Source organism: Pedobacter sp. V48 (assembly GCF_000523515.1).
Classification (GTDB): Bacteria; Bacteroidota; Bacteroidia; order Sphingobacteriales; family Sphingobacteriaceae; genus Pedobacter.
In genome coordinates this window covers 1-25,708 of sequence record NZ_AWRU01000025.1, presented here as the reverse complement: position 1 = coordinate 25,708, position 25,708 = coordinate 1, and the positions used below count along the sequence as shown (strand labels likewise).

Below are 25,708 nucleotides of genomic sequence, written 5' to 3'. Positions count from 1 at the left end.
ACCAAATAAATTTCTTGACGTATCACTGGCAGACCGCCCTACCACTACCTGAGAGACAGCATTTTTCCCAAAAAAAAGTAAAACCCACAGGAGTGCTAATATTAATGAAAATATGTTTTTCAAGGGTAAAAAAAATTAAAAAGACTTAAGGCAAAATCAGTCATTTATGAAATGGTAATTATTTAATTGAATCTCCTATGCCAGATCTTTCCAGCTCTCTAATAAGACAGGTATTCTGAATCAGAAATAATTTTTGAGGGTCAGAATATGTTTCATATTTTAAAATCAGTTAACATCACAGATCTTTATTCACAACTTTAAAATAGGAAATCAGACTGGTTTCAATGACAGTCAATACAACGCCGCTGCGCATTAGTACCTATTCTCATGTCAGTAAATAAATCCTGAAAACAACAACCGTGATTAATTTAAGCCACGCTAATGTTGGCGAACCAGATATGCACCCTAGTCAGGGCATAATTGGTCAGAGCATGGCCGTCGGCATGCCCCCAACCGAACAGAAAAGATTCCCGAAATTTAAAAAATCGCTACTTAATTTTAGTTGGCTCATCAAAAGTTACCATCCAGTTAACGCCAAATTTGTCCGTGAACATCGCAAATTAAGCGTTTCAAAACGTTTTATTTAAAGGCATTTTTACCTGTCCACCTGTGGAAAGTGCTACAAATAACCGCTTCTTGTGTCGGCATGTCTTTGAAGCGACGAACATAGGGGAAATTCGCCACCAAAAATGGATTTGTAAAAGCCGAAATCCGCTTCACAAATGCCTTCAAAATTCAAATAACTGTTTACTGTTGTCATTATTCTACCTATATGATTGTTAACGAATTCTGGTGGACAAAAGGATTAATAAACCGACAAGGAAACTGACGACTGCCGCAAATGGAAAAAAGTATAACAGTTCTATTGTACCAAAAAATAAATAGGTAATTCCAATTTGGAAAAGCAGTCGTTTAGCTAAGTTTCTATTCTCCTTTAAGTAAGATGATAGTTGCCAAAGCAGTATCATGCTCATTGCGTAAAGTCCAAACAGCATCCAGCTGTAACTATTGGAATAATCAGCCAGGCTCCTGTCAACTCCCATAAACACTACTTTACGGCTTTTAATCACCTTGGCAACCCCTCCTAATGACCCCTCTGCCTCATCCCGGTATACATGACCAATGAAATGACCAATTAAATGTACAAACAATAGGAAAACCGAAATTCTGATCAGTAATTTTGCATTCATTGCGTTAATTCTTCGGGATAATTCCAATTGCGGCAGTCCAGCTCAGCCTGGAAATACAATTGCCTTAATTCTCTTTCATTTGATATGGCCTTATTTATCTTTTTTACGCCCTTCTCAAAAAATCGAATCGTTACAGACTGGATCATTTCTAAATAATGTTCTACAGGTTTGCATGCTATGATTAAAGAAGTTCTCATTTCCAAATTTCATTTTGTTTTATCAATTGAACCCAGCATCGCCTTGAAGAATTCCCTGCAGGTCTGACGCTCTCAGCGGCTTTATCAGGAAGTTAGAAACAGTCTTATATTGTCTGGCTTTAGTGTGATCAACTACATCAATTGAAGAACTGGCGAGGTAAATCCTGACATTTCTCGATAGCTCCAACTGACTAAAAGCATCCAAAAATTGCCAGCCATCTATTACTGGCATGTTTAAATCCAGAAGAATCACATCAGGCAATAAGTCTGCTTTGTGAATCATAGGTATTAAATTGTTTAATGCTTCTTCGCCATTTTCAAAGGAAAACAGATTTAAACAAAAATTGGTAACAGAAATCAGTTTCTTTAAACCATATGTAAAAATGGGATCATCATCTATAATCCAGACCGNANKMWSTRSASTCWTTNYYSTWSRYKAYKYTMTWYSRATYTTAAAASYYGWKSSRAWTSMWKRASWASKWWCKWSCWMKATYTNWYMYRCMYATTGCCTCCACTTGATTCTTTGCTATAAAGAGTCCTATTCCTCTGGATTCTTTATGAGAATGAAAAGTTTTATACATCCCAAAAAGTTTTTTACCGTATAATTTCAAATCCATACCCAGGCCATTATCACTGATATTTAGCTGAACTCCCCCCTTGAGTACATTAGCCTCAACTGAAATCTCCGGGTTTCTCAGGGGATGCTTATATTTAATTGCATTGGAGAAGAAATTCATCAAAATATTCTCCAGGTAAGCCTGGTTATATTCCACAATGATAAGTGGATCAATATGTATGTTAAATCTTGCACGTTCCTTGTCAATCATTCCCCTCAGGTTTGTGATCGCTCTATCTACCTGATCACGTAAATTAAGCATCATTAACCGTCTCTGACCATTTAATTGAATATTAACCACCTCATTTAAACTGACAATAGTGTCTGATAGATTATTTGCATTTTGTTTAAGGAAGTCCACAATCTGATGCTTTTCAGTTTCATCCTGTTCACAAGCATACAGATCCAGCATCATTTGAAAATTTCCTGCATGTGACCTGAGGTTATGAGAAACGATATGCGCAAAATCTATCAGTCTTTCATTTTGATTACTTAACAAGTTCATTGCGTATTTCTGATCCAGTTCAATTTGCTTTTTTCTCGTGATATCGGTTTCGGTACCGAGCATTGTCAATGGTTTTCCATCTGAGGACCACTCAATTACTTCTGCATAACTTTCAATCCAAATCCATTCTCCATTCAGGTGTTTCATACGATACTCACACCTGTAATCTGATTTGTTCCGGAAACAGTTTTGCATTTTGGTCACCAGCATTTCCAGATCTTCAGAGTGGACACTTCTTAACCATTTAGACATGCTATCGGGGGGATCCTGGTCAATGCAGCCAATTATTGTCGCACACCTTTCATCACAAATAAATACATCTGCCTTGATGTGCCATTCCCAGGTCCCAATCTTTCGGCTTTTAATGATATTAGAGATTCCACGTCCTCTTGTTATGAGCTGCTCGGTCTTCCTGATCCTGTCTGTGATGTCCATCACTTGTGTAACAAAATACAATGGCATATGGTCACTATCCCACACCAGACTGGAAGTCAGAGAGACCCAGATCACTTTCCCATCTTTACATCTATACCTTTTTTCGACACAATATGCTGTTAATTCATTATTGAGCATTTGTTGCAGGTGCTCCATGTCCCTGGATAGATCGTCATAATGCGTGATGTTCTGAAAAGTTAAATTCAACAATTCTTCATTATCGTAGCCCAACATTTTGCACAGGCTATCATTCACCTTGATCCAGTTCCCTTCAGGAGAAACGAGCGCCATACCAATTGGAGAGTGATCCAATACCTGGTGAAACCTGCTTTTGCCAAGGTCCGGTGCTTCCCCAAAGGACCCTAAATTTTGGATCTCCTGTATCGAGCCAAAAACTTTTACGCATTCTCCATTCAGAAGTTCTGTTCTGGCATTAGACCTGATATATTTATGTTTTCCTTTTAGTGTTTTAATCTGAATCTGGCCATTTGAAAATGTACCCTTAGCTACTATTTTTTCAAACATATTGCTACATTGATTGGTATCAGAAAGGAAGCCCACCATATCAACAACACTCGGAACATAACTTTCTTCCGCATCATAAATTATTTTGAGTGCAGCATCCCAGAAGAGCTTACCAGTGATCAAGTTATACTCCCAAACGCCAATTCCAGCCAATTCTGAGGTTTTTTGGTAGAGGTGAAAATTATCAGACATCATAGTTGAATTCAGTATTTATGATTTTAAATTCAGTTCTTCGGTTTAACAGCCAATTCCTAGCATCAGACCTTCTGGCAGGTCCAGAACAAGTATTTACCGTTGTTTTAGTTATTAAATTGATGTTTGATTCTTGCCCTAAAACAGGGTCACTGAGCAGTACAAAAGTTTTTAGCACTTTCCTTCTATAAAAATTCATCCTCATAAATTTCACCCATTAAATCTATTTATATCAATGCATAGCCAATAAATGGCAAAAAGCAAATAATTGCATCTGACATTTCCTGTAACAATCGATTTTAGGGATGATTAAATGCCATACAACGAGCAGAACCATTAGTACCAATACCAAACAGTTTATTTGCCAAATTCGTGTTCAAAGCAGTTAACACCTGTAGCTACAGTTTTAGACCGGGAATCTCTCTTCCATCAGGAAACTGGCTTATATGTTCTTTTGCCCCACTCTTTTGCACCAGATCCAGCTGCCGGAGAAGCTCCGCCAATTTGTCCCTCAGCCATCGGAGCTCCTTCTCCTTTTCAATCAGCTGGMTKTRSMGNNMMATKAMCMTNWMMMSWCTYSYRSGACTKMYARCTGSCRKASRWKCTNYSGCCRRTTTSTMCYTCARMYAWMRKAKCNKSMWTSKYCWYTTCAAKSASATSTSCWWKMWGTGNCMAKTCYTTWTATKTTAWTTTCGGTACATCCAGCTTCCATTTTCCAATAGGTAAGAGCAGAGATCCCCAATTTTTTAGCCATTTTTTCTTGAGACCATTCTTTCCTTTGACGATAACGCTTAAGATATTCTGCTACATTTCCCATTTTTAAAAATTAAGTATAGTTTACAAATGCCTATTTGCTTGATCACACCGCTGCTAGAGCGGCTTTCAGTTCTCGCCCAACATCTCTGAATAGTACCGCTATAAATGCTTATCTCGCCTACAATTCCAGCCAGTATTTCCATGGCTTTTATCACCGACTTCTTTAGTAACCGGAAAATTAAATGGCGAAAAACTGCACTGCTTATTATGACTCAATTGATACAACATGACTGGCAATTAGTACCAATATCACCTGATTTTTCATTAACGATCCGAGCCACAGAAATGTGAATATCCTATAGTAACAAGGCAAAAATTAACAAATCCCCTTGTTGTTTGGCATCGAATGAAATCCCGGATGCCGCTGCACCAGCAACATCCCCAGCCAGCGATTTCTATATTGCTAAAACACCATAATTAAGGTATCCAAACCAAACTACTGAAATCATCACCGGCCATAAGAACAGTGTAATGTTAATGTTTTGGATACGGTCCCTGATTTTATCTCGAATAGCCAATAAATCAAGATCTTTCATCGAATTTTCAWWSGCARNGWYWAKKWSKRTAGTACTTTGAAAAAGATGCAAAACAGTCATTATTGTCTACTTGCCAGCCAGAGGTTTCTGCAAGCAAAGGAAGAAAAGTCGACTGATCACGTTCGATTTTTAACAGGATTTCACTAAGTTCATCAAAGAAAATACGGGGATCGCTGTATCGTTCGATTTGTCCAGCTAAATCTATATAGAACACATCATCAGCACTCGGCTGATATTTTATAAAAGCAACCCATTCATCAAAAAAACGAAGCAACTCCCGGCCATAGACTTTATTTATATAACCTCGGCGTTTCGATGCCATAGCCATTGCTCTTTCCTTTTTTACGATTATGTCTGTATTTACATTATTCCCTTTTCGCGAATTTTTCAAACCAACATCCTCATAAACGCTGCGTATACGTTTAATATCCGCCGTGTCAATAAGCATCACCCAGAAATAAACCAGCAAATCTCTTCCAATGAAAAGATCCCGATAAAAACCATTCGCTTCTTTAATCTGTAAACATGTTCTTTTTTCCATTTCCAATAATTTTTAATAATACATTTCCTTTACGGTCATTCGGTAAAAGCTACTACCAAAAACCGTTTTGCCTTTTCGCGCAGGAATTGAAATTGGGAACTAGGTTCTTAAAAATTGTAAATCTAACGTGGGAGAAAAGACTTCCCACCTTAGATTTACACTTTAGCAGATTGCGATTTCCGAATGTATTCTGAAGGAGTTTCTCCAATAAGTGCTTTAAAATACCGATTAAATGAGGTTTTATTGTTAAATCCACAAGTTACCGCGAGCAGTTCCACGTTGGTTTCCACCATTCCCTCATTTATCAAGTCGGTCGCATGCAAAACTCTAAGCCCGTTGATGTATTGATAAAAACCCAGATTTTCGCGAATGTTTAGTACCTGAGTCAAATGGTGGTTACTTATCTTAAGCAGCTTTGCCAATTGTGTCAGCGTAAGTTCATTTTGCAAAAATGCTTTTTCATTCTGCATAAGGTTATTTAAATTCTTCTGATAGGTTGTCAATGTCTCGTCGGAGAGCCTGCCTTTCCTATACGACCCACCGGTAACAAGTTCATGGGATTTGTCTTCATCAGGTCCCTGCTCAATTGCCGGATGTCCTCCCCCACTGTATTGCCGGGAAGGGTACAGAATATCAACCGGATTAATCATCATACTTATCGCACTAAAGAAATAAACCCAGCCCAAAAGAGCCGTTACGAAATAAACAGCATCGTTCACAAAGTGCAGATGATGGGGATCAAATTCCCTGGAATTCAAAATGGAAAGTGAATTCATAATCGTAAAAGAAGCGTCGAGGATGAAGGAAATACAGCAGATGAAGATGATGTTACGCAATTTAATTGAGTGTTTAGTATGCCAGGGCAGCAATGCATAGAGCCCATACAAGAACATGGATATCCCCTCCAGAAGAATAATAAGGTAATAATAGAACATTGATTCAGCGATCTCGGTCACCGTCAGTAAAAAAAAGAAGAAGGTCAGCAATATAAAAAAAGGCAGGAAATGAATAAAAACTGTTTTTATGGAAACTTTTACACCATTAAACATTTTGATGTGGAATAAAAACAACGGTCCGAATAAAGCTTTGAACGGGATAAAACCAATATGCTTCTCTAAGAGATGATTTAACAAAAACAAATTTACGTCGAACATCAAAATGATGATGGCTGTTGCTGAAAACACCCTTATTTTGACCGTTTTTTGATTTATAAACAAAACCATAAACGCCAGCACCATGATGCTAACCAGCAGGTAGTTCATCATACTTTCCGTCTGCTTGTATAAAACTCCATCCTGAAGCCATAGTGCGGTCATATCTGAATTATTTACTTTAATAATTTCTTTATATGTACTGACGGAGGTACGCCAACAATTTCTTTAAAGTAGCGGTTGAAAGCAGAGACAGAATTGAATCCACATTCATAGGCTAGTGCTTCAATTTTAAGGCGATGATTAACCTGAATTGATTGCAAAGCATATTTTATGCGGTATTCTGCAATTAATTTATAAAAGTTCTTCCCCATATAAACGTTTAGCACCTGAGAAACCTGTTGCTTCGGAACCTGTATTTGTGCTGAAAAATTTTCGAGCGTAACATCCGGCTGAAGGTAAATCTGTTGGTCTTTGAGACAGTTGGTAATCTTATTTTCAATTTCCCTCAAAGATGCCCAGTCCAGCTGAGAATATTTATAGGCTAAAGATGGGCGAGCCAAAACATTTTTTTGCTTCACTTCTTTACTTGCAAAATTAATTTGTGCTCCCCCATCGAAGACCAAATCCCTTACCAGCAGCAATACAGCCAATAGCACTGCCAGATACGACAACAGGTATCCATTAAATCCGAAATCAATGACCAGCCCAGCCCGCGTCAATTGCGCAAGTATACTAACAAGGCTATTGAGGATAAAAAGCACACAAAGCTGCCTGATGAGTCTGGTAATTGAACTACTAGCCTGATATTGCCAGCGCAGCGAAGCCAATATCCAGGAACAATAGGTGAGCTGAGTAAGGGCTGCAACTGTGCAGGTTAATTCAATAAATTGCAGATAGACATCGCTTTTAACCGCGAAGAACACCATAAAGACCATCCTTAAAAAAACAAATACAAAAGGGACGGCGTGAAGTACTTTTGTGCGCAGCGAACCATACCCCTTATGATTCGTGACCGAAATCAGTAGCAGCAACGGACCATTTAGCAGCAGGAACCCGGAAAAAATTGGAACTGGATGTTTCGCAAGCAAACTACCAAAGACATATACCAGCTGAATCCCGGTAAGCAGACAGATATATTCCCTAATTTTGTTGGACCTAAACAATGCAACAAGGCTGCATACATAAAATAGTAAATAAAAATCAAAAAAAATCTGCATCGGTACAATTCAGTGTAATACGATCAATCCTCACCGGGCAAACCCAGTGAATTCAAAAAACAAGAAAAAAATATATCCCGATGTTAAGGTAAAAAAAAATAAACTATAAGCCGGTTATTGATAAAATAAGAATTCCGCTTTTCTTCGAAAAAAAATACCAGGTACGGCCCGTCTTGTTCACAATTTTTAATCCAATTTTCCAGTAAAAAAAACATTATTTTAATCGTCATCGCACAGGGTTAGCCTTTTATGCTCCTCCTCACTGTACGGATTAAAAACTTTCCCTGGTTGCTCCGGGCAAACCAGGATTAACAGTTTTCCTTTCCGTATTAAAATTTTTACATGGGCTTTCTAATTGAGCTGCATCGTATTAGCAACTTCTTCGGACCTGTTCCAGCAAGGCTTGTTAGGAACTTCCGGTTTATCTATTTATTTTTCAAAACATTTTACCTATCAAAAACAATTAAAAATGAAAAAATTAGTAGCTGAGTTTATTGGAACCTTCTGGCTTGTTCTGGGAGGATGTGGCAGTGCGGTATTGGCCTGTAATTACCCCGGTGCTGGCATTGGCTTTCTGGGCGTTTCCCTGGCCTTTGGATTGACCGTAGTTACCATTGCCTACGCCCTGGGGCATATTTCAGGTGCACATTTAAATCCTGCTGTTTCAGTTGGCCTTTGGATTGCGGGCCGGTTCAGCGGGAAAGAACTGGTGCCCTACATTGTGTCCCAGGTCCTGGGTGGTCTGGCCGCTGCAGGCGTACTGTATATTATCGCTACAGGAAATGGCAGTCCAATCGGTAGCTTTGCCAGTAACGGATATGGAGACCTTTCGCCTGGTAAATACAGTATGGAAGCTGCACTGGTGACAGAAATCGCGATGACCTTTATCTTCCTGCTCATTATTTTAGGGGCGACAGATGATCGCTCACCTAAAGGATTTGCCGGTCTGGCCATCGGACTGGGTTTAACATTGATCCATTTAATCAGTATACCGGTAACCAATACCTCTGTTAATCCTGCCAGAAGCACCAGTCAGGCCATCTTTGCAGGCGGTGAAGCACTGGGACAACTTTGGTTATTCTGGGTCGCTCCTATTGCCGGAGCAATCCTGGCAGGTCTGGTGTACAAAACCATTTTCGCTGCCAAGCCAGAAAACGAGTAACAGCCTCGGACATTCAGCAGCAATTGTTGTTTAAGATCATGTTCCTGAAGGTCCAAGAGGATTTCGGGAACATGGTCTTACGATTTTTAGGCATCAAAGAATGAATCGGGCACCTATCCCAATCTTACAACCTGATCGATCAACGCCATTCATAAGAGATTTACTTTTTGGGTTAAAAGGCAGGCATATTTTTGTATGATAACTTGCTATGTTCCAATTCAATTGTTTCCAACAGAGCGTCACCAGGTCATTTATTTTGGCCAAAAATACTATTGAAGATCAAAATGAAGCTTAACCGGGCAATCACACTAAAACGGTCATCCTGCCACCATTTCAGTTTTTTTTTCCAAAGTGTACTAGTTTTACCAGTTATCTTTTTTTGTTCCGATGCCCGTGATATGGTTATAAGCATCAGCGCTAAGAGTAATCGCGTTTTTTTTAGCATAAGTATTTTACTTCATATCAGTTTAAAGGAATATTCTTTCAAATGCCCCTATCTACTACGATGCCCCTTAACCTGATTATATTTTACGTTCAGGACTTCAGTTTAGGCTGAGTCCAAATAACTATCCCAATGCAATTTAGAATAAAATTTGAATTTATTTCATAAATCGGCATTTCCTGCATGTAATCCGGGTTAAGCTCCATGGCAATTTTCAAAATCTTACCAAGATAGATATGACTAGCCCTTTAGACAAGTTATACTCGTCCTATGGTTCCTGGAAATAACTCCATTTTATCTATGGTTTCATCATTTTCTGATGAAGTAGACTTCGCTAATTTTGTTGTTTTTTATTTTATAGATTGCTATAGCTTCCATTGAAGCTCCTCCCATCAATCCGCTCACTTTTTCGTGATCAATAATCGTGTTTCCAAGTGCAGTTCTATTGACGATTTCACAATGTAGGTTTGGCGCCTCGTTAAAGAACTTCCCATAAACTTTTGTCATATAATCTTTACCCGCTCCAGATAAGGTATTTGGAAAGTTATAAATTTTGACATCATCACTGTAAGTCATTAAAAAAGACTCAAGGTCCCTTTGATTGTAGGCATTAAGTTGTTCATCTATCAGCTTCCTGTGCTGAGCTTCTGGGTCATTCTGCACCGGAGGATTTGTAATGTTCGACTTTGTTTGAGATGAGGCGGCAACTGCAGAAAAAGAAAGCAGCAGGATTAAGATTAGATTTTTCACATTAAAGACTTTTAGTAAAATTAGACTTAGCAGATAAATATACAAGATATTGTTCCGGATGCAAATGGTCACAAATTGCAAAAAAAAGCCCGACCCATGGCCAGGCTTTTCCCCCAAAAACGCTTTACAATTTATTTCGCGCTGTTTTTCTTTTCGGTAACTTCAGTACGGATCTCCTGAGCCAATACCTTTAAGTCCTGCATGGCTTTACGTACACGCGTGCCAGCTGCACCATTACCGCTTTCATAGAATTTAGCTGCATCGGCTTCAACCTGAGCCACCAGCGCTTTAACTTTTTGGAATTTTTCCATAATGATTTGCTTTTTTAATAGTTTGGAACCCGCTTATGCCGATTCCATCGATTTATTTTTATAACTAGGCAGACAAGCTCCTAAAAATTGTGCCAATCTAATGCCTGGCTGCCTATCTCATCAATGAGGTTTGATCCACCACTCTTGTATACAAAAACATTGCTATAACATTCTAGGTATTTCCCTCTTGATTTCTACATTAAAGAAAAGGACATGCAGTATCCCGTTTAACTCCAAAGTGCCGGAGCAGATAAATGTATCCGGCTACCTGGGACTTTTAAGCATGACACACCGCATCCACTTGTCCTTGTTGACTTCACATGTTTTGTTGACAGTAAACACCGCCCGGCTGCGCTGATCTATCGATTTCCTATTTTCCAGTCGGCAGTCGCTGAGGCTACTATAGCAGCCGTCCCCTCTTTCCTGTATTCCAGATTTGTTTAAATTCATAACATTGATTTTAGTTTAACCACTAAGAGCCCATTACAAAGGGCTTGTTGTCATCATGAAGACAAATTGAAGCCCGGAAAAGTCATACCGTCAACCGGTATCTCATCATCTTCTGCGGTTTAAATAAAAAAAAATTATTAAATAATCTTTCTTGAAATATTCGCCAATATTCTTTATTTAGTAAGTTAATATCACTGACAAACAAATGAAGGGGTTTAACGCAAAAGTATTAGCTGTCCTGTTAATTGTAGCAGGAAATCAAAGTCATGCGCAATACAGCAAAAAGCAAATTGACAGCATACTTGATGTGGTTTCCCATACGAACAACCTGGAGACTGGAATTGATATGGGGGAGAAAGCCTATGACGCTGCAGCTGCAATACACTACACGGAAGGAATGGTCAGGGCACGTTTAAGCCGGGCTTCAAAGTATGCTAATGCCAGCCATTTTGATGAAGCTTTTAAAGCTGCAGTGGCGGCGGAAGGTATTACTGTAAAACTGAATAATCCCCGGTATATCGCCGTGCTTGAAACCATAAAAGGAAGATGCTATTCCCGCTTAGGCTTTCACAAAGAAGCCGGAGAGACTTTAGTCCATGCCCTTTCCATTGCCCAAAAGATTAAGGACGCGGATCAAAGGCATAACCGGCTGGGAAACATCTATGATGTGCTGGCGGAGAACCATCAACTTTTAAAACAGGATGCGAAAGCATTACCACTTCGCCGAAAAGCTTATGTCGAATATGTCAAAATCAAGGACAAGTATAAGTTTCCAAATATCGCCTCATTGCCACTGTGCAACCTGGCAGATAATTTTTTGACGTTGAAACAATTTGATTCTGCAGAATTCTATTTTAAAAAAGCGGCAATTGTTAGTGAAGAAAACCATGAAAATTTCATCAAAGGAGCTACGTTTAATGCACTTGGAGAGCTTTATTATCAGCAGAAAAAATACCGGGCAGCAGAGGTTAGTTATAAAAATGCTGTCGATGCATTTGCTGAGTCAAAGGACACAAGAATGTTAAAGAATGCATATATTGGACTATCAAAGGTATATACGGCATTAAATGAAAAGACAAAAGTCCAACAATACCTTAAAAGAAGTGTCGAATTGAGTGATAGCATTGCCAATGTTGAGAAATACGCTATTAAAGGTCCGCTTAACTATATCATTAAGCAGAAGGAACAACAACTAGCAGAGAATAGAAACCGGAATTTCCGAATTATCCTCGTCATCAGTTTTTTACTGATTATAGCAATATGCGCTATCGTTTTCTTTCTATACAAGTACAAAGAGAAACTGCAGCTCAATAACGAAGAGATTGATGAATTAATGAAAAGAATAGAGCGGAGTGATCATCATAGTACCCTGACTTCAAAAACGGAAGAGTTAAAGGAAATCGTACAAATGGCCGTAAGTAACCATTCAGCTTTCACGGCTAAATACAATGATTTTGACCCTGAATTTAGCAGGAAATTAGTTAACATCTCTCCTAATTTGGTTGTCGCAGAAATTGAATTTTGTATGTTGCTGAAACTAGACTTTGACACAAAAGAAATTGCGCGTTATACTAAAGTTTCCGTACGCACGGTGGAGGGGAGAAAATACAGAATCAGAAAAAAATTAGGTATCCTTTCCACTTATGATCTAAATATCTGGATGAACCATCTCTAAACAGCCTTTTCTGAACAAACCCACATTCACGCAAATGGTTAGAAAATCTATACCAATGAAGAACAGATATTTACAAAAACTTATAACATTACGTCAGCCGACATCAAACAAATGGGAAGTATAATTTGGCTATAATCCGGACTAGAAATACTCAAAGGTCTTATACCCCACACGAGGGGGGAAATAAATCACTCTTCTGATAATTCTCCCGCCTGAATACTCCCCTTATCATCCAACCATACCGCAACGCCTACTGATTCACTTGTCGAGGCTTGAAAAGGATTTAAAGCAGTATACCGTCCACAGGATAAAAAAGCTTTCAAACGACTACCGGTCTCGATGAGTTCGTCTAAAAATTCATCAGAGTCAGCTCCGGCATCCAATTGTAAAGAGAGGAAATACCAATACATTGCCAGTTCACTGATGTGTGCTTTATTCATGCTTATACCTCCTTGCTATACAGCTTTACTTTGTCAGTTGAGTATCTTTTAATCCCGTTGCCTATAAGCCGATTAACAGTTTTCCAGGCATATCACAAAACTGATATCCCTTTCAGCATCCAGAAAGACACTCCTCCACTATCTTTATCTTAATTAAGCGCCCTTTTTGGCATTCAAACTGCCCATCAACTGACTGTAGAGGTCATCTTCTTTCTCTTTCCTAGGCTTAAGCTTTTTAATGGTTGGGCGTTTTCCCTTCGCTTTTGCTTCAATCAGTTTTAACAATTTCTTCTGATAGGTATCTTCATATTTGGATACATCAAAGTCCTCCGCATACTGGTTGACCAAGGCCAACCCCACATCCAGCTCTTTCTTATTGATCGTCACCTTATCGTTGATGTTAAGCTCCTTCGGATCACGGATCTGCTGCTGGAAGCGGATACGCGTCACGACAAGCACACTTCCCACCGGATGCACAATACACAAACTCTCTGTATTGCGAAGCACAAAGCGCGCAAGACCGGCTTTTTTTGATTTTTTCAGTACCTGCACCAATAATGCATATGCTTTACTACTCTTAGCTTCTGGCTCTGAGTAATAAGAGGTCTCATAAAACATCGGATTCACCGAAGCAATGTCCACAAAACTCTCTATTTCGATGGTTTTTGTTTTCTCAGGTGCAGCCGCTTCAAAATCACTTTCCTCCACAATCACATAATTGTCGTCCTTGTACAGGTATCCCTTCACAATCTTTTCATACGGCACCTCTTTCCTTGTGTTTTCATTGATGCGCTGGAATTTGATGTGCGCATGATCACGTCCGTCCAGCATATCCAGGTCTAGCGACGAAGTCTGAACAGCCGAATATAATTTCATTGGGATACTCACTAATCCAAAGCCGATTGTCCCTTTCCAGATAGATCTCATATTTCTCGATTTAAGTCTTTGTTAATACCATGGGGATGATGTGCTTCGATCTGGTCGGCGAGTAAATGCAATAACTCTTCCTCCAGCTTGCCCGGATTCTGGCAGATGTGAAGGAAAGCGTAATCATCTGGTTCGAAGCTCGCCACCAGCCTGCCTTCCTGAAATACCTTTACTTTACAGCTTTCCCCGTTATGATGCAGATACTCGCCAATTTCGAAGTGATGAACCTGCTTGTCTCTGCTGATGGTAATTGAGTAATTCTCCATAATCATGATTGTAAATACATTAACAACTTCCAGGCGGTCTGGTTTGGTCTTTCTTAAATATTTACTTCCTTAAACCCAACTTATTCTTGTTTAAATGCGCAGGCTATCAGCGCAGTAACCAGTGCACCAAACACGTAATAGCCAACTGTCAGTGCCTTTATTTGATCAGTCTTAGCTGCAGGTAGTGTCCTGCAGGTCGAGCTCATGGTCTTATTATCCAAATATTTCTTTCGCTTTCTTAACGGCTTTTGCCAGGTCTATACCTTTCCCCAGTACGCCCTTAAAAAGGTCACCCGTTTCTTTAAGTCTGTCCATGGCATTAAAAATTGTAAAATCCTTCATCTTCAGCCCAGCTTTCATTTCCTCCCAGGCAAGGGGCATCGAAACAGTTGCACCCGGTTTAGGCCGAAGTGAATAGGGCCCTGCAATAGTAGCCCCGGGCCTGTTTTGCAGGAAATCCAGATACATCTTTCCCTTGCGGTTAGCGATCATGCGCTCCAAGCTGGTAAAGTCAGGTACCTGCTGATGGATCAGGCTTACAATGATCTTGGCAAACATCTGACTCTGGTCATAAGTATACTTGGCTCCCAAAGGAATATAAACGTGGATTCCTGTGGATCCCGATGTCTTTGCATAGCCAGGCACACCGATCTGATCGAGGATATCTTTAGTCATGCAGGCCACCTGGACGACCTGGTCAAAGGTATTTTTGTCAGGATCCAGGTCAATTACACAATAGTCCGGGTTATCCGGGGATGTCGATCTTGAAAACCAGGGATTCATTTCAATGCACCCTAACGAAGCCATCCATAGCAGCGCGGCCTCATCATTTCCCAGCAAATACTCCTTGTGCTCCCCATCGCTGGTCGTATAAGGGAAGGTATCTGCCCAGTCCGGTGCTTTGCCTTTCACATCCTTCTGGTAAAAGCTCTGCGAATGAATTCCACCGGGGAAGCGGTTTAGCGACATAGGCCTGTCTTTCAGGTAAGGAAGGATATAGTCTGCTACCTGATAATAATAATTGAACATGTCGCGTTTGGTCACTTTATCTTCGGGCCAATAGAGTTTGCTCAAATGGGTGAACTTCAGTTCCCGGCCTTTGATCTTGCGGACCTGAGTTTCATCCTTTGGGTTCAGCAATGTCTTGCGCTCTTTGTTTTTTGGCGGACTGATCGCGCCAATGTGCTGGTCCTTCTGATCGGGCCTGGTCTGCTCCTGTCCGGGTATGTCCAGGGCCACAATGGCCTTGGTCGCCACTTCGGATTCCCGGATCACCTGTTTTGCTTTTTTATCGACCCGCATTCCCTGAAAAGAAGGATGACGAAATACCCCGTCACTGGTGACCTCAGCGAAAGCGACTTCACAAACAAGTTCGGGTTTCAGCCAGGTCACTTTTGCTTTGGGCGGATTGGGGCGGAAGCGTGAGGGTTTATTTACATCGGGTAGCTGGGAAAAAGGAGTGTCTTTAACAATGAGCGGTCTGAACAGCTCCATCATTTCCTTTTGGTCTTTGTCATTAAACCCCGTACCCACTTTCCCTGCGTACTCCAGCTTTCCGTTTTCATAAACACCAAGCAGCAGTGAACTGAACTGTTTGGGGGTATCCTCATTTTTAGTGAATCCGGCAATGACCACTTCCTGCCTTTTGTGCACTTTGATCTTAAGCCACTCTTTGGAGCGTGCCCCAGCGCTGTACTGGCTATCTGCTTTTTTAGCAATAATACCTTCCAGACCAATTTTTTGGGCAGCAGCAAAAAAATCCTTACCCTCCGCTTTAAAAACTTTACTGAGCCGGATGCTGTCATCTTCCTGAGGAAGTACCGCTGCCAGGATCTGTTGGCGCGCTTCCAGGGGAAGTTCCGTCAGGTCCATTCCCTCATACCAAATCAGATCAAACACATAGTACACCAATTCCCCGTCTGCTTCACTACGCCAGTTCTGCAGGTTTGCAAAATTGGAAATACCTTTTTCATTCAGCACCAGGATCTCTCCGTCAACTACGATATCTTTTTTCCAGCCCTGCATGATTTTGAAGATGGGATAAAACTTCTCATTGAACTGCTTATTGTTTCGCGAGAGCAACTGCACATCTCCATTTTTCAGGCTGAATCCCAGTGCACGGTAACCATCCCATTTTACTTCGTAAATCCAGTCTTTGTCGTCGAAAGGCTCATCGACCAAAGTGGCCAGCATCGGCTTCATACCGATGGGAATTTTTGCCTTTTTGCCTTTCTTTAAGAGTGCTTTTACCTCCGTGGTCATTTTCCCTGCTGAATCTCCCTCAATGATTTCAACTTCTTTTTTAGAGGTCTTGCCTGCCGGTTTTTTAACGGATTTCGCCGGTTCCTTTATTTTTTCTTCATGCCCGTTCTGCCAAACTTTATCACCTGTTTTTCCCATACCGGCAATGGTTTTTCCGGAAAGTACGGACTTGTCTTTATTGGTGATGTCACTTGTTTTTGCAAACTCATCCCTGTGCTTGATCAGCAGCCAGCCATTTTCACCCATACCATGGGTTTTAACCAGTGCAAACTCTCCCTTCAACTTTTCCCCGTGCAGGATGACTTTCAGCGACCCCGCTTTGAGCTGTTTAAGCAGGTGTTTTTCCTGTGCCTTTTTCCCTTTAATCTGTTCAATAGGCTCATAGCTTCCCTGGTCCCAGACAATAACCGTTCCCCCGCCATATTCTCCCTTTGGTATAATACCTTCAAAATCCTTATAGTCAAACGGGTGATCCTCTACCATCATGGCAAGTCTCTTGGTCTTTGGATCGGTCGAAGGTCCTTTCGGTACCGCCCAGCTTTTCAGCACACCATCCATCTCCAGCCGGAAATCATAATGCAGCCGGCTGGCATCGTGTTTCTGAATGACAAACTGAAGCTTGTCTTTGTCTGCAGAACGGCCTGATTTGGGTTCGGCGGTCTTATTGAAATCGCGCTTTTTATTATATTGGGTTAAGCTCATGACTTTTAAATTTTAGCATTAAACAAGCATTACCTTGAAATTTGTCTCCCTATTTCACGCACGGTAGCCTGATCCAGCAAAATATCCTGGTGGCCAGAAGTCTCTTGATAATGATATTAAACGGACCCATATCGTTAGTAATATTGGTTTATGTTTATAATATTCCATATACCCCGGTGGTGGCGCCAACAACGCATTGATGACCGCAACTTCCTTACGCCAGCTCGATCCTTGGATCGGCAACTGTTGTATAACTAATATTTTCGGGTTTGTGAAATACAGCTGCTTTCATATGTAATGTTTTTAGATCCCTAAATTCAACACACTGAAATACAGAATGTTTCATAAATATTTTTTAATATTTTTTTAAACAAATTGTAAAACCCAAGTGTTATCATCCCTCTATTTAAACCGCATTTTACCTTGAGTGGCGTCTAAAGCAGTATTGATAAGTTGGTTACTTAGCTATTTTCTGATCTCCTTACGCTACAACCAACATATCTGTTTGAGACCCAAGCAGACAATCAATCCGAGCTGAGGTACGCCACTCCTCAAAGATTGGATTGATATCATGAGTACTTATTATCTTGTGAAAATAATATCAATCATGAGTTGGCTAAGGTTCTATTATTTCACATTCCTGCTTCACTACAAGAACCCTACAAGCTGGGCAGGGAAGTTCAGGAGCCTGTTACTGTTCGGCCTCAGTTTTAGCTGGCTGATATTGACTGTCCCTGAAGGGTTCCATGCACAATAAGCAAAAATATCTGCTAGATTACCCATTCGGATCAACCGTTTTCTCAGATTCAGTTATAGATGCTCCCTCAGCCATTTTAAGCAATATGTCATCCATTCGTTCCAGTTCAAACTCAATATGACTTCCTACCTCCGCATCCTCGGCACTCATTTTCAGCATTGGGAAAAGAGCCTTCAAATTAGCCAGAGGACTTCTGATCAGATGGGACTGCTCCCAGGCCATAGCCTGTATTTTACCGATATGCAATTGTATACTTTGATAGGCTTTCTGAAGATCCTGTTCTGCTTCTTTTTGCTCAGTAATATCGTTTATGGCTAACACCAAACCCAGGATCTTATTACCCTTATCGGCTATCGGGAACATTCGAATGGCGTACCACAAATTGCTGTCATCGGCCTGCGGATAACTCGCCTCGTAACTGATCGTATTGCCCTGAAATACCTCCGCGGTGTAACTGATGAATTTTAACCGACGCTCCGGTGGCATCAGATCAATAAAACTTACTCTGCCTGCGGGATCAAAGCTAAATTCATTCCTTGCAAATATTAAGGCCTTATTATTATATTCAAGGACATCTAAATCAGCGTTCAGCAGCGCATAAGCCGTATCGGTATTGTTTAAAATGGTTTGTAAGTTTGCTTCACTGATTTTAAGCGATTCTTCCGCCATGAGTTTTTCAGTAACGTCATTTGTTGAAGAGAGCCTGGCAAACCGCCCCTCGAACATGATATCCTGGGCGATAATGCTGACCATTATTCTTGTGCCACCTTTCTTTAAATGTTCAAAAATCCCGAAATTGAATGCTTCTTTAAAGTCAGTGTGATAGTGTTTGGTCAATTTTTCCCAGTGTGCAGCAGGTCTCAGTTTCTTGATGTCCATGTGCAACAATTCCTCAGGAGTATAGCCATATAGTTTTGCGGCAGCAGCATTGGCGGCTATAACTGTCAGATCATCCTTAGCGACAATCCACAAAGGCAGGGGATTGCTTTCAAACAGCATTCTATATTTCTGTTCAGACATTTTCAGTTCCTCTTCCGCCCTTTTACGGTCGGTGATGTCAATCACAGAGCCGATAAGCATCGGCTCCTGCTGATAGAAACTCATTGTTCCATAAAACTCGACCCAGTTCACGCTGCCATCTTTCTTTTTGCCCTTCATTTCGTAATGGACACCTTCCACCAATTTTTCTTTCCGCAGGCGAATCATTTCATCGACCATCTTCCGCTGTTCTTCATGAACGACCTTCTCAATAGCGAAAGCGCCGATCAGTTCCTCGGCCTGATACCCGAATATCTCGGCAAACCGGGGATTTACGTAAACAAACCTGCCCTGCTGGACAATGTAAATGCCCACCATTGATTTCTCTGCAAGAGTACGAAACTTCAGTTCGGCCATTCTCAGCTCAGCTTCCATTTGCTTACGTCTGGTGATGTCACGCGCAATCACCAATATCCTTTGGTCTGCAAATCTCTTTACGTTAATTTCTACATCTAGAATCTCTCCCCCCCTGGTTATGATCTTCCTTTCAACAATTGCTGATCTCCCTGGTTCTATTGCAGTATAAATCAGCGGGTAGTTTTCAAGCAACTCATCATTCAACAATGAGGTAATATTCATCCCCAGCAACTCCTGACGGCTATAGCCTGTCATCTGACATACACTGTCGTTTACATCCATAAAGTCACCTTCGGTGTTCAATACATATATCGCATCCGAGGCGTGCTCAAATAACGAATGATATCGTTCTTCGCTCTTTTGCAATTCCAGATACAGCTCGCGAAGTTTTGCTGAACGCTCCTCGACTTTGATTTCAAGGGTTGCATTAATAGTTTTTATTTCTTCCTCCGCTTTTGTACGCTGCTGGTCTATTTTATTCAGCCAGTTGGCCGTCTTCCAAATCATAATAAAGCTGGTGATCAAAAGGCTTATCGCTAACCAGGATATACCGAATTGAGGCAACATGACATCAAAAAACTTACTGTGGCTGCGCAATGAACCGAAGACAACAAGTACAAGCATCAGGCTGCTGAAATGCCTCCTGGCCATAGCATTACCTATCCCCTGTCCTTTAAAAAGCTTTGTCAACCCTAATTCAGGGTTTAAAAGTGACCCTGCGGCAGACAATAAAAACAACACAATAGCGGTATGGACAGCCATCGGACTGGCATAGGAGAAACTATATAAAGAGGTTACCCTGTAAATGTATCCGATAATGGCAACGCCTGAAACTAGGGTGACCACATGCAGCAGGCATTGAAAAAAGATCAGAAATTTGTTTGGCTTTGTACTCAGGCCCAGCAGGCCAATACTCAATAGTAAAAAACTGACTGCCGTATTGTACGCCATGCGGCCCGGGAAGGGAGTGAGGAAATTGATGGCCTGATCCTCGGCAGCGAAAAGCTGATCGATGTGTGCGTCAAAATTGAATTGATACTCCAAAAGTGTAATTCCGCCGATGGAGCATACCAGAAGCAATAATACGTAATAGGCCCAATCTGCAAATTTGCTGTGTTGGCGGGTTTTTATCACCAGGGCACATCCAATTAAAATAAAACAAAACGCCGTATTGATCTTCATGGCGACCAGGTTAGGAATTACGCTTTCAAGATACCTGATGTCAAATACCCACCCAATAAGTACCATCACACCCGAACAAACCGAAACAAGGCCAATTCTTCTTACTGCCTTATTAGACGAAGCGCGGCCGTTCAGCTCTGAGGTTTGAGAATTGTGACTAGTCAATTGATGTTAATTCATATTAAATATAAAATTTTGGCGCCAGTAATCCTAGGGGTTTCAGCATACGCTTAACGGTAGTTTCACGGATGTTTCTTCTGGTTACCGCCTGATTTCATTAGCAATTCTTTTACAATCAGCAGGCGTGATGGTCTTAATCTGAAAATGAGCGCATAACACACATCTTAACTCACTTAGAATTTGGCGCTCTCCCATAATAATCATTTTTTGACTTCATACCAGGAACGTCTAACTATCTTGCTCAAAATAGTACGTAATTAAATGCGCTTTCAATCTTTATTCACAAAGTCCTTAACACCATCGTTAGGACTGGCAACTGATGATTAACGAGCAAATCTCTTAACAATACTCAAATACAAGTAGTGTTAATTTGACCATTTACAATGTTTTTTTTGCCTAAAAAGAGGAAAACGTTCATTAATCCATGATAGTTGGAAAAATTAATCTGCACTTTTCCCATTGACCCTTTTTCACGTGAAGTACAAAAAGTAATTAATGGTTCCTACGCTTTACAGTGCCTGAAATATATGTTGAATAGTTTCCGGCATGGCTTCCGGATTTTCTTGACATCTCTGTATAACTCTAAGAGAAAAAGCTCTCCCGTCGTCAAGTATACATTACTCAACCAACGTTAACTCTCTACCTGTATTCTCAAAATAAAAGTTTTGAAGGGTATGGACATCTTGAATACCTGATATAAATGTAATATGGGTGCCATGCCCGGACAGATAAAAGGTGCCATTATCATAATCTAACTGAATACCCTCGGTCATCGGAATGGTAAACCACAATTTTTTACCGACAATTGCCTTAAAACCAAATTTCAGCAGCCATTCTTCAGTGATAGGTATGGGCTCATAAATCTGTTCAATCAAACGTTTCAATCCAGGTGCGAACCAGGATTTATCCACTCGCACAATGATATCCGCTCCCTGTTTATGCTTTACCAGATTACCGACTCTCAGATCAGAAGCTTTCATCGTTCTAAGATAAGAAATTCGCGTACAATTGTTTGTTTGCGAATACTAACTACGTTTTTATTATCGATTAGATTATACTTACCTAATTATGTCCAGCTATTAAAGCATACGCTAGCGGTGCCTATTTAAAATGAAAATACGATTCGAATAATTCGTCAATTTTTTAAATTAATACCCGGTCAGGTCTTACTTGACAGACTTCTTCTTTCTGGAAGTATCCTGGAGTAATAATGCGATCTCCTGTTCTCTCCTTTGGTAATTAAATATAAATTCATCCCCGCCGCTTGTAAAAACAGCATTTTTGCTGGTAGCCCGGAGCAACTATCCAATATCAGAAAAACTTAAACTTTTTTATCCGGGGGGTGTTAAAGATCCATAAAACTTATCAAAATGGAAAACAGCACAATAAACACAGAAATCTTGAATGATCTGATACAGATCAACAACGACCGAGTAACAGGGTATGAAAAAGCAATTTCGGAATTAGGAGAGAATGACAGCGACCTGCACCCGTTATTCTCCGAAATGATTAGGCAAAGTAACCAACTCAAATCAACACTCACGCAAGAAATCCAGGTATTGGGTGCCAGTGCAGATACGGGCACCACTACGTCCGGAAAAGTCTACCGTGCATGGATGGACATAAAAGCAATCTTTACAGGGCATGACCGGGAGACGGTATTAAATAATTGTGAATTTGGCGAGGACGCTGCCCAAAAAGCCTATAAGATGGCGCTGGAGGCCGAAGGACTTTCAGGCAACTTAAGAAGTATTATCTCTGAGCAAAAGACAGATCTAAAAACTTCTCATGATAAGATTAAAACACTTCGCGACAGTGTATCTTCTTAATGTCACCTGTTCAGCTGTCATAAAAAGTCATCCGCCCGGAAATTCTCAGAAAAAACACTGTTTTTGTGGGAGGATGGCGCCTTTAATCCACATCGCCAGGTCATAGCCTAGCACCACGTAATCTAATGATGCAAATTTACTAAAATGCCGTCAAGTGTTATCAAATCATATGTTTATGATCCCGAGAAAAGCATTTTATACATCACGTTTTTATCGGGCCTCACCTATGCCTATAAATCTGTGCCGGCGGATGTTGCCAATATGCTGAAGGCCGCAGGATCAAAAGGCAGGTATTTTCATCATTTTATCAGAGGGAAATTCAGCTACAAAAAATTACGATCCAATGGTAACAAAAACAGCGATGCTTAGCACTACCCAGATCTGACGATATTCCTAGTCCTCTTGTTCCTCCATAACTCTCCCTGACATTCGCTGTCACTCGGCCAGATGTTATGGATCTTCGGCTCCGTAGAGATTTACAAGCAATATCCCTTTAAGTGCTCCCATCGCATTCTCCTGTTTCGGCTGATCTGATTTCATCTTCTAATCCTTTAATGATACTTCGCGATATAGTTATCAACCAGAATGTCTTAAATGGCATTCAAAGAGCAGTCCGGTGGGACTATAATTGTATAGCACCATGGCGGGCCCCTCTCTATAACCATTACATCATCACTGAACAACTTATGAATTGCCGCGTGCCTAAAAAGAGGTATACCTATTCGAGGACTAGGCTATCCTGATTAAGAATCCAAACACGGCACATAGCGGATTCAGATTTAGCGGGGTGATTATTTCAGGTCGGACTGAATTTTCCTGATCATCTCCAGATGATGCTTAACGACAGAGCTGGTACTTGCAGCAAAAGCTTTAAGTTCCGCATCTTTGCAGTTCTGACTGGCATCTTCCATAAGTGCAAGCGTTTTTTCATGCCCTTCAACCATGTCCGTAACATAAGCCTTGTCGAATGCCTTGCCGGATTTTGCTTCCAGCTCCTGTTGCTTTCTCGCGTGTTCCCCGTCAAGCCCGACAGGCAGTGCGATGTTCTTGCTGGCCGCGATGGCTTTCAGCTCCTCATTGGCTTTTCCATGGTCCTTTACCATCATTGCGGCAAAATCTTTAACCATTGAATTAGTTGCTTTCTCCATGGCCATTTTACCAAATGCTACTTCCGCCATTCCGCCGACAGCAGCCTTATTGGCAAAACTGGTATCCCTGTCAACCAGCGTCCTGGATGCAGTGTCTGTAGAAAATGTTGAGTCATTGGCCACTATTGAGGTATCTGAAATATCTGTGGCGCGCTTAGCGCTGTTCCCACAGCTCTGCAGCACAAAGGCCGACCCGGAAATGGCCAGCAAATAGAATATTTTTTTCATGACTTTAAAACTTGGTTAAAACCATAACCCGCAATATCGCGGATTGTTTTTAATATGGATTGATATCTATCTTTATCAGACTTCGCAAATATTGCATTTTAATTATTCTAGTAAGTATAACATATAGAGACAAAGTCGCGGCTCATCCGGCCGAGCAGAGCAGGATGCTTACAAAGAAGCCGATCTTAAAGCACTGGTTCAGCGGCATTTTCCACAGAACAGGAGGCAGATTATCTGGTTTGTAGCTGATCTGAAACAATTTTTAACCTTCATTGTAGTAAGTAATGAGAACTTAATCGGTATTTATGAAAGCAGCTAAATTTTTATTCGCAATTACAACAAGCCTTATAACAGCCTGCGGTTCGGGCCAGAAAAATGAAACGACGGAGATCAACTCCCGCCTGGATACATCGGTCACTCCTGCTGGATCGGATACCGCATCCACCAGAACCAGGAGTCTCTCTGGAAGTAGTGGTAACGGAACCCTAACCGACACAGGCGATGTGAACAGGCAAAAAGCGCCGCGCCAGAATACTACAGAACCATCTGCATCGAACCGGACCAKMWGCMTCNNWCCGGNCNAGWAGCSKCWSCGGMANNSTNASCGRCANCGGNMAMYSTRAMCRANCAMRRSSWRYSKSWWCAWRMAANMMRGTRMMGMNTTNCRTAAWAMCNMAGTAAASWRTTWMGTMATARMWAANWAAWCYRTTWAKWSRKWGWWWAMWRKSSATTMMYAGNRTGNTTTASTNSSGGMTTSCYASMYGWYKWAKKMYMRRMWYSCTWCYMKTSKWMWGRTRAMAAMYMYKCTWTTKKKCMKSTKMCMWMYAMRSKKWKTSRMYTNMTTNMCTCCWAWSRRANNMAAKTRATTAYTNYKAYCRAMRRAGNGMTTWTTNTSACMRMCNKWSGCKWWYWATMACNRCMTTYGSGMAYAANYWWYGCWTNTTKKKYATNAAYMWWTRCWKATTNKWTATSAMWMAMTMCAGMWWRAKANGAMAMACNKMCWGMARRMGASAARAACNAGACTGANGSMRACAANNGAASRASANCTNRAGSARRCAMKYGAAGAASWRCTAANGSAKKYWCNNRAAGMARWANNAASCRKKTWCAANAGCMAMMWRCYKSSTMYRAKWSCCAMMWSMWTCMKSTSWWKSCCANNWCAATNMARRKCKANRRMCRTNCAAWRANAWAGNNACWWMCGTWYWANNRAAGANRGAMTWCYKKYTWATTSWMGANNNGGARTAMWKSCTNNAAWTNTMGMMMWGGNKTAWRSCCNWRKRMRTTAKYRWAACCGAGATCATCCTGATGTGGGTGCTCAACCGTTCGTCTGCTATGGTCATTAATGCTAAAGCCCTGATGGACCACGACCTAGTCGGCGCCGAACTCGGCAGAACCGGAAATAACATCAATCAGCTTGCCCGTTATGCAAATTGGGGATTATTCCATAGGCCACCTCCTTCGCTGAACGTGGCCACATACGAAATAATCCCGACCAATACCCTAAGGCAACCTGAAATAAAGTCACGAGAAAGCCCGGTAATACCGGGCTTTCTCGTGGATTAAGCGTTTTATTTTACTTTATTGCCGCTGTTTTATCAGCACTCATAATCACCCCTTCACT

At 40.9% G+C, this 25,708-nt stretch carries 19 protein-coding genes and 2 pseudogenes; 5 read left to right on the top strand and 16 right to left on the bottom strand.

The window, feature by feature from the left end; genetic code table 11:
* Positions 1-839: 839 nt before the first annotated feature.
* The 7 genes and pseudogenes from N824_RS19400 to N824_RS19360 all read right to left on the bottom strand — a co-directional run bounded on the left by N824_RS19400 (position 840) and on the right by N824_RS19360 (position 7,693).
* Positions 840-1,250: a hypothetical protein gene (locus N824_RS19400; protein WP_048906818.1), complete on the bottom strand. Its 411-nt coding sequence runs from the start codon at positions 1,248-1,250 to the stop codon at positions 840-842.
* Positions 1,247-1,447 carry a hypothetical protein gene (locus N824_RS19395; RefSeq protein WP_048906817.1) on the bottom strand — a complete coding sequence of 67 codons (201 nt, stop codon included), beginning with the start codon at positions 1,445-1,447 and terminating at the stop codon, positions 1,247-1,249. The genes N824_RS19400 and N824_RS19395 overlap by 4 nt, the downstream gene beginning before the upstream one ends.
* A gap of 22 nt (positions 1,448-1,469) precedes the next feature.
* On the bottom strand, positions 1,470-1,847 hold the full coding sequence (locus N824_RS29255; RefSeq protein WP_255327462.1) for a two-component system response regulator: 378 nt from the start codon (positions 1,845-1,847) through the stop codon (positions 1,470-1,472).
* A gap of 52 nt (positions 1,848-1,899) precedes the next feature.
* Positions 1,900-3,723, bottom strand: a pseudogene (locus N824_RS19385) (PAS domain-containing protein).
* 646 nt (positions 3,724-4,369) lie between these two features.
* A pseudogene (locus N824_RS38535) lies at positions 4,370-4,537 on the bottom strand (helix-turn-helix domain-containing protein).
* Between the two features lie 1,231 nt (positions 4,538-5,768).
* Positions 5,769-6,929: an AraC family transcriptional regulator gene (locus N824_RS19365; RefSeq protein ID WP_048906811.1), complete on the bottom strand. Its 1,161-nt coding sequence runs from the start codon at positions 6,927-6,929 to the stop codon at positions 5,769-5,771.
* Positions 6,930-6,940: 11 nt separating this feature from the next.
* Positions 6,941-7,693 carry an AraC family transcriptional regulator gene (locus tag N824_RS19360; protein WP_161662339.1) on the bottom strand — a complete coding sequence of 251 codons (753 nt, stop codon included), beginning with the start codon at positions 7,691-7,693 and terminating at the stop codon, positions 6,941-6,943.
* Between the two features lie 760 nt (positions 7,694-8,453).
* Between N824_RS19360 and aqpZ the strand changes: the two genes are divergently transcribed.
* Entirely contained in the window at positions 8,454-9,146 is a 693-nt protein-coding gene (gene aqpZ / locus N824_RS19355) for an aquaporin Z (protein WP_048906821.1), read from the top strand.
* 751 nt (positions 9,147-9,897) lie between these two features.
* Here the strand turns inward: aqpZ and N824_RS19345 are convergent.
* Positions 9,898-10,338 carry a nuclear transport factor 2 family protein gene (locus tag N824_RS19345; protein ID WP_200869914.1) on the bottom strand — a complete coding sequence of 147 codons (441 nt, stop codon included), beginning with the start codon at positions 10,336-10,338 and terminating at the stop codon, positions 9,898-9,900.
* A 131-nt stretch (positions 10,339-10,469) separates the two neighbouring features.
* Positions 10,470-10,649, bottom strand: coding sequence for a hypothetical protein (locus N824_RS19340; protein WP_048906808.1), 180 nt, complete (start codon positions 10,647-10,649; stop codon positions 10,470-10,472).
* 655 nt (positions 10,650-11,304) lie between these two features.
* Between N824_RS19340 and N824_RS19335 the strand changes: the two genes are divergently transcribed.
* The gene (locus N824_RS19335) at positions 11,305-12,774 is read left to right on the top strand and encodes a hypothetical protein (RefSeq protein ID WP_048906807.1); all 1,470 of its coding nucleotides are present in this window, start codon (positions 11,305-11,307) and stop codon (positions 12,772-12,774) included.
* A gap of 188 nt (positions 12,775-12,962) precedes the next feature.
* On the opposite strand, the gene N824_RS19330 is transcribed toward N824_RS19335, so the two are convergent.
* From N824_RS19330 to N824_RS19305, 6 genes are all read right to left on the bottom strand, one after another.
* Complete coding sequence (locus tag N824_RS19330) at positions 12,963-13,214, bottom strand: hypothetical protein (protein ID WP_048906806.1); 252 nt, start codon at positions 13,212-13,214, stop codon at positions 12,963-12,965.
* A gap of 153 nt (positions 13,215-13,367) precedes the next feature.
* The gene (locus tag N824_RS19325; RefSeq protein ID WP_048906805.1) at positions 13,368-14,141 is read right to left on the bottom strand and encodes a Ku protein; all 774 of its coding nucleotides are present in this window, start codon (positions 14,139-14,141) and stop codon (positions 13,368-13,370) included.
* On the bottom strand, positions 14,138-14,407 hold the full coding sequence (locus N824_RS19320) for a hypothetical protein (RefSeq protein WP_048906819.1): 270 nt from the start codon (positions 14,405-14,407) through the stop codon (positions 14,138-14,140). Before N824_RS19320 ends, N824_RS19325 begins: the two co-directional genes overlap by 4 nt.
* 213 nt (positions 14,408-14,620) lie before the next feature.
* Positions 14,621-17,371 (bottom strand): DNA ligase D, encoded by a 2,751-nt coding sequence (ligD, locus tag N824_RS19315; RefSeq protein ID WP_048906804.1) that lies wholly within the window; start codon positions 17,369-17,371, stop codon positions 14,621-14,623.
* 775 nt (positions 17,372-18,146) lie between these two features.
* The gene (locus tag N824_RS19310) at positions 18,147-20,870 is read right to left on the bottom strand and encodes a PAS domain-containing protein (protein ID WP_152542403.1); all 2,724 of its coding nucleotides are present in this window, start codon (positions 20,868-20,870) and stop codon (positions 18,147-18,149) included.
* A 632-nt stretch (positions 20,871-21,502) separates the two neighbouring features.
* The gene (locus N824_RS19305; RefSeq protein WP_048906802.1) at positions 21,503-21,865 is read right to left on the bottom strand and encodes a hypothetical protein; all 363 of its coding nucleotides are present in this window, start codon (positions 21,863-21,865) and stop codon (positions 21,503-21,505) included.
* A gap of 390 nt (positions 21,866-22,255) precedes the next feature.
* On the opposite strand from N824_RS19305, the gene N824_RS19300 reads away from it, so the two are divergent.
* Complete coding sequence (locus N824_RS19300) at positions 22,256-22,714, top strand: PA2169 family four-helix-bundle protein (protein WP_048906801.1); 459 nt, start codon at positions 22,256-22,258, stop codon at positions 22,712-22,714.
* 144 nt (positions 22,715-22,858) lie between these two features.
* Positions 22,859-23,083, top strand: coding sequence for a KTSC domain-containing protein (locus N824_RS19295; protein ID WP_048906800.1), 225 nt, complete (start codon positions 22,859-22,861; stop codon positions 23,081-23,083).
* Between the two features lie 422 nt (positions 23,084-23,505).
* On the opposite strand, the gene N824_RS19290 is transcribed toward N824_RS19295, so the two are convergent.
* Positions 23,506-24,090, bottom strand: a complete 585-nt coding sequence (locus N824_RS19290; protein WP_048906799.1) for a DUF4142 domain-containing protein — start codon at positions 24,088-24,090, stop codon at positions 23,506-23,508.
* A gap of 1,302 nt (positions 24,091-25,392) precedes the next feature.
* Between N824_RS19290 and mobC the strand changes: the two genes are divergently transcribed.
* Positions 25,393-25,650, top strand: coding sequence for a plasmid mobilization relaxosome protein MobC (gene mobC / locus N824_RS35605; RefSeq protein ID WP_084498401.1), 258 nt, complete (start codon positions 25,393-25,395; stop codon positions 25,648-25,650).
* Positions 25,651-25,708: the final 58 nt, after the last annotated feature.

Coding starts and splice junctions, on each gene's coding strand:
- N824_RS19290 (WP_048906799.1), bottom strand. CDS start 24,090: ATGAAAAAAATATTCTATTTGCTGGCCATTTCCGGGTCGGCCTTTGTG.
- N824_RS19400 (WP_048906818.1), bottom strand. CDS start 1,250: ATGAATGCAAAATTACTGATCAGAATTTCGGTTTTCCTATTGTTTGTA.
- N824_RS19295 (WP_048906800.1), top strand. CDS start 22,859: ATGCCGTCAAGTGTTATCAAATCATATGTTTATGATCCCGAGAAAAGC.
- N824_RS19320 (WP_048906819.1), bottom strand. CDS start 14,407: ATGGAGAATTACTCAATTACCATCAGCAGAGACAAGCAGGTTCATCAC.
- mobC (WP_084498401.1), top strand. CDS start 25,393: ATGTGGGTGCTCAACCGTTCGTCTGCTATGGTCATTAATGCTAAAGCC.
- N824_RS19365 (WP_048906811.1), bottom strand. CDS start 6,929: ATGACCGCACTATGGCTTCAGGATGGAGTTTTATACAAGCAGACGGAA.
- N824_RS19360 (WP_161662339.1), bottom strand. CDS start 7,693: ATGGTGTTCTTCGCGGTTAAAAGCGATGTCTATCTGCAATTTATTGAA.
- N824_RS19340 (WP_048906808.1), bottom strand. CDS start 10,649: ATGGAAAAATTCCAAAAAGTTAAAGCGCTGGTGGCTCAGGTTGAAGCC.
- aqpZ (WP_048906821.1), top strand. CDS start 8,454: ATGAAAAAATTAGTAGCTGAGTTTATTGGAACCTTCTGGCTTGTTCTG.
- N824_RS19335 (WP_048906807.1), top strand. CDS start 11,305: ATGAAGGGGTTTAACGCAAAAGTATTAGCTGTCCTGTTAATTGTAGCA.
- N824_RS19330 (WP_048906806.1), bottom strand. CDS start 13,214: ATGAATAAAGCACACATCAGTGAACTGGCAATGTATTGGTATTTCCTC.
- N824_RS19395 (WP_048906817.1), bottom strand. CDS start 1,447: ATGAGAACTTCTTTAATCATAGCATGCAAACCTGTAGAACATTATTTA.
- N824_RS19325 (WP_048906805.1), bottom strand. CDS start 14,141: ATGAGATCTATCTGGAAAGGGACAATCGGCTTTGGATTAGTGAGTATC.
- N824_RS19300 (WP_048906801.1), top strand. CDS start 22,256: ATGGAAAACAGCACAATAAACACAGAAATCTTGAATGATCTGATACAG.
- N824_RS19305 (WP_048906802.1), bottom strand. CDS start 21,865: ATGAAAGCTTCTGATCTGAGAGTCGGTAATCTGGTAAAGCATAAACAG.
- ligD (WP_048906804.1), bottom strand. CDS start 17,371: ATGAGCTTAACCCAATATAATAAAAAGCGCGATTTCAATAAGACCGCC.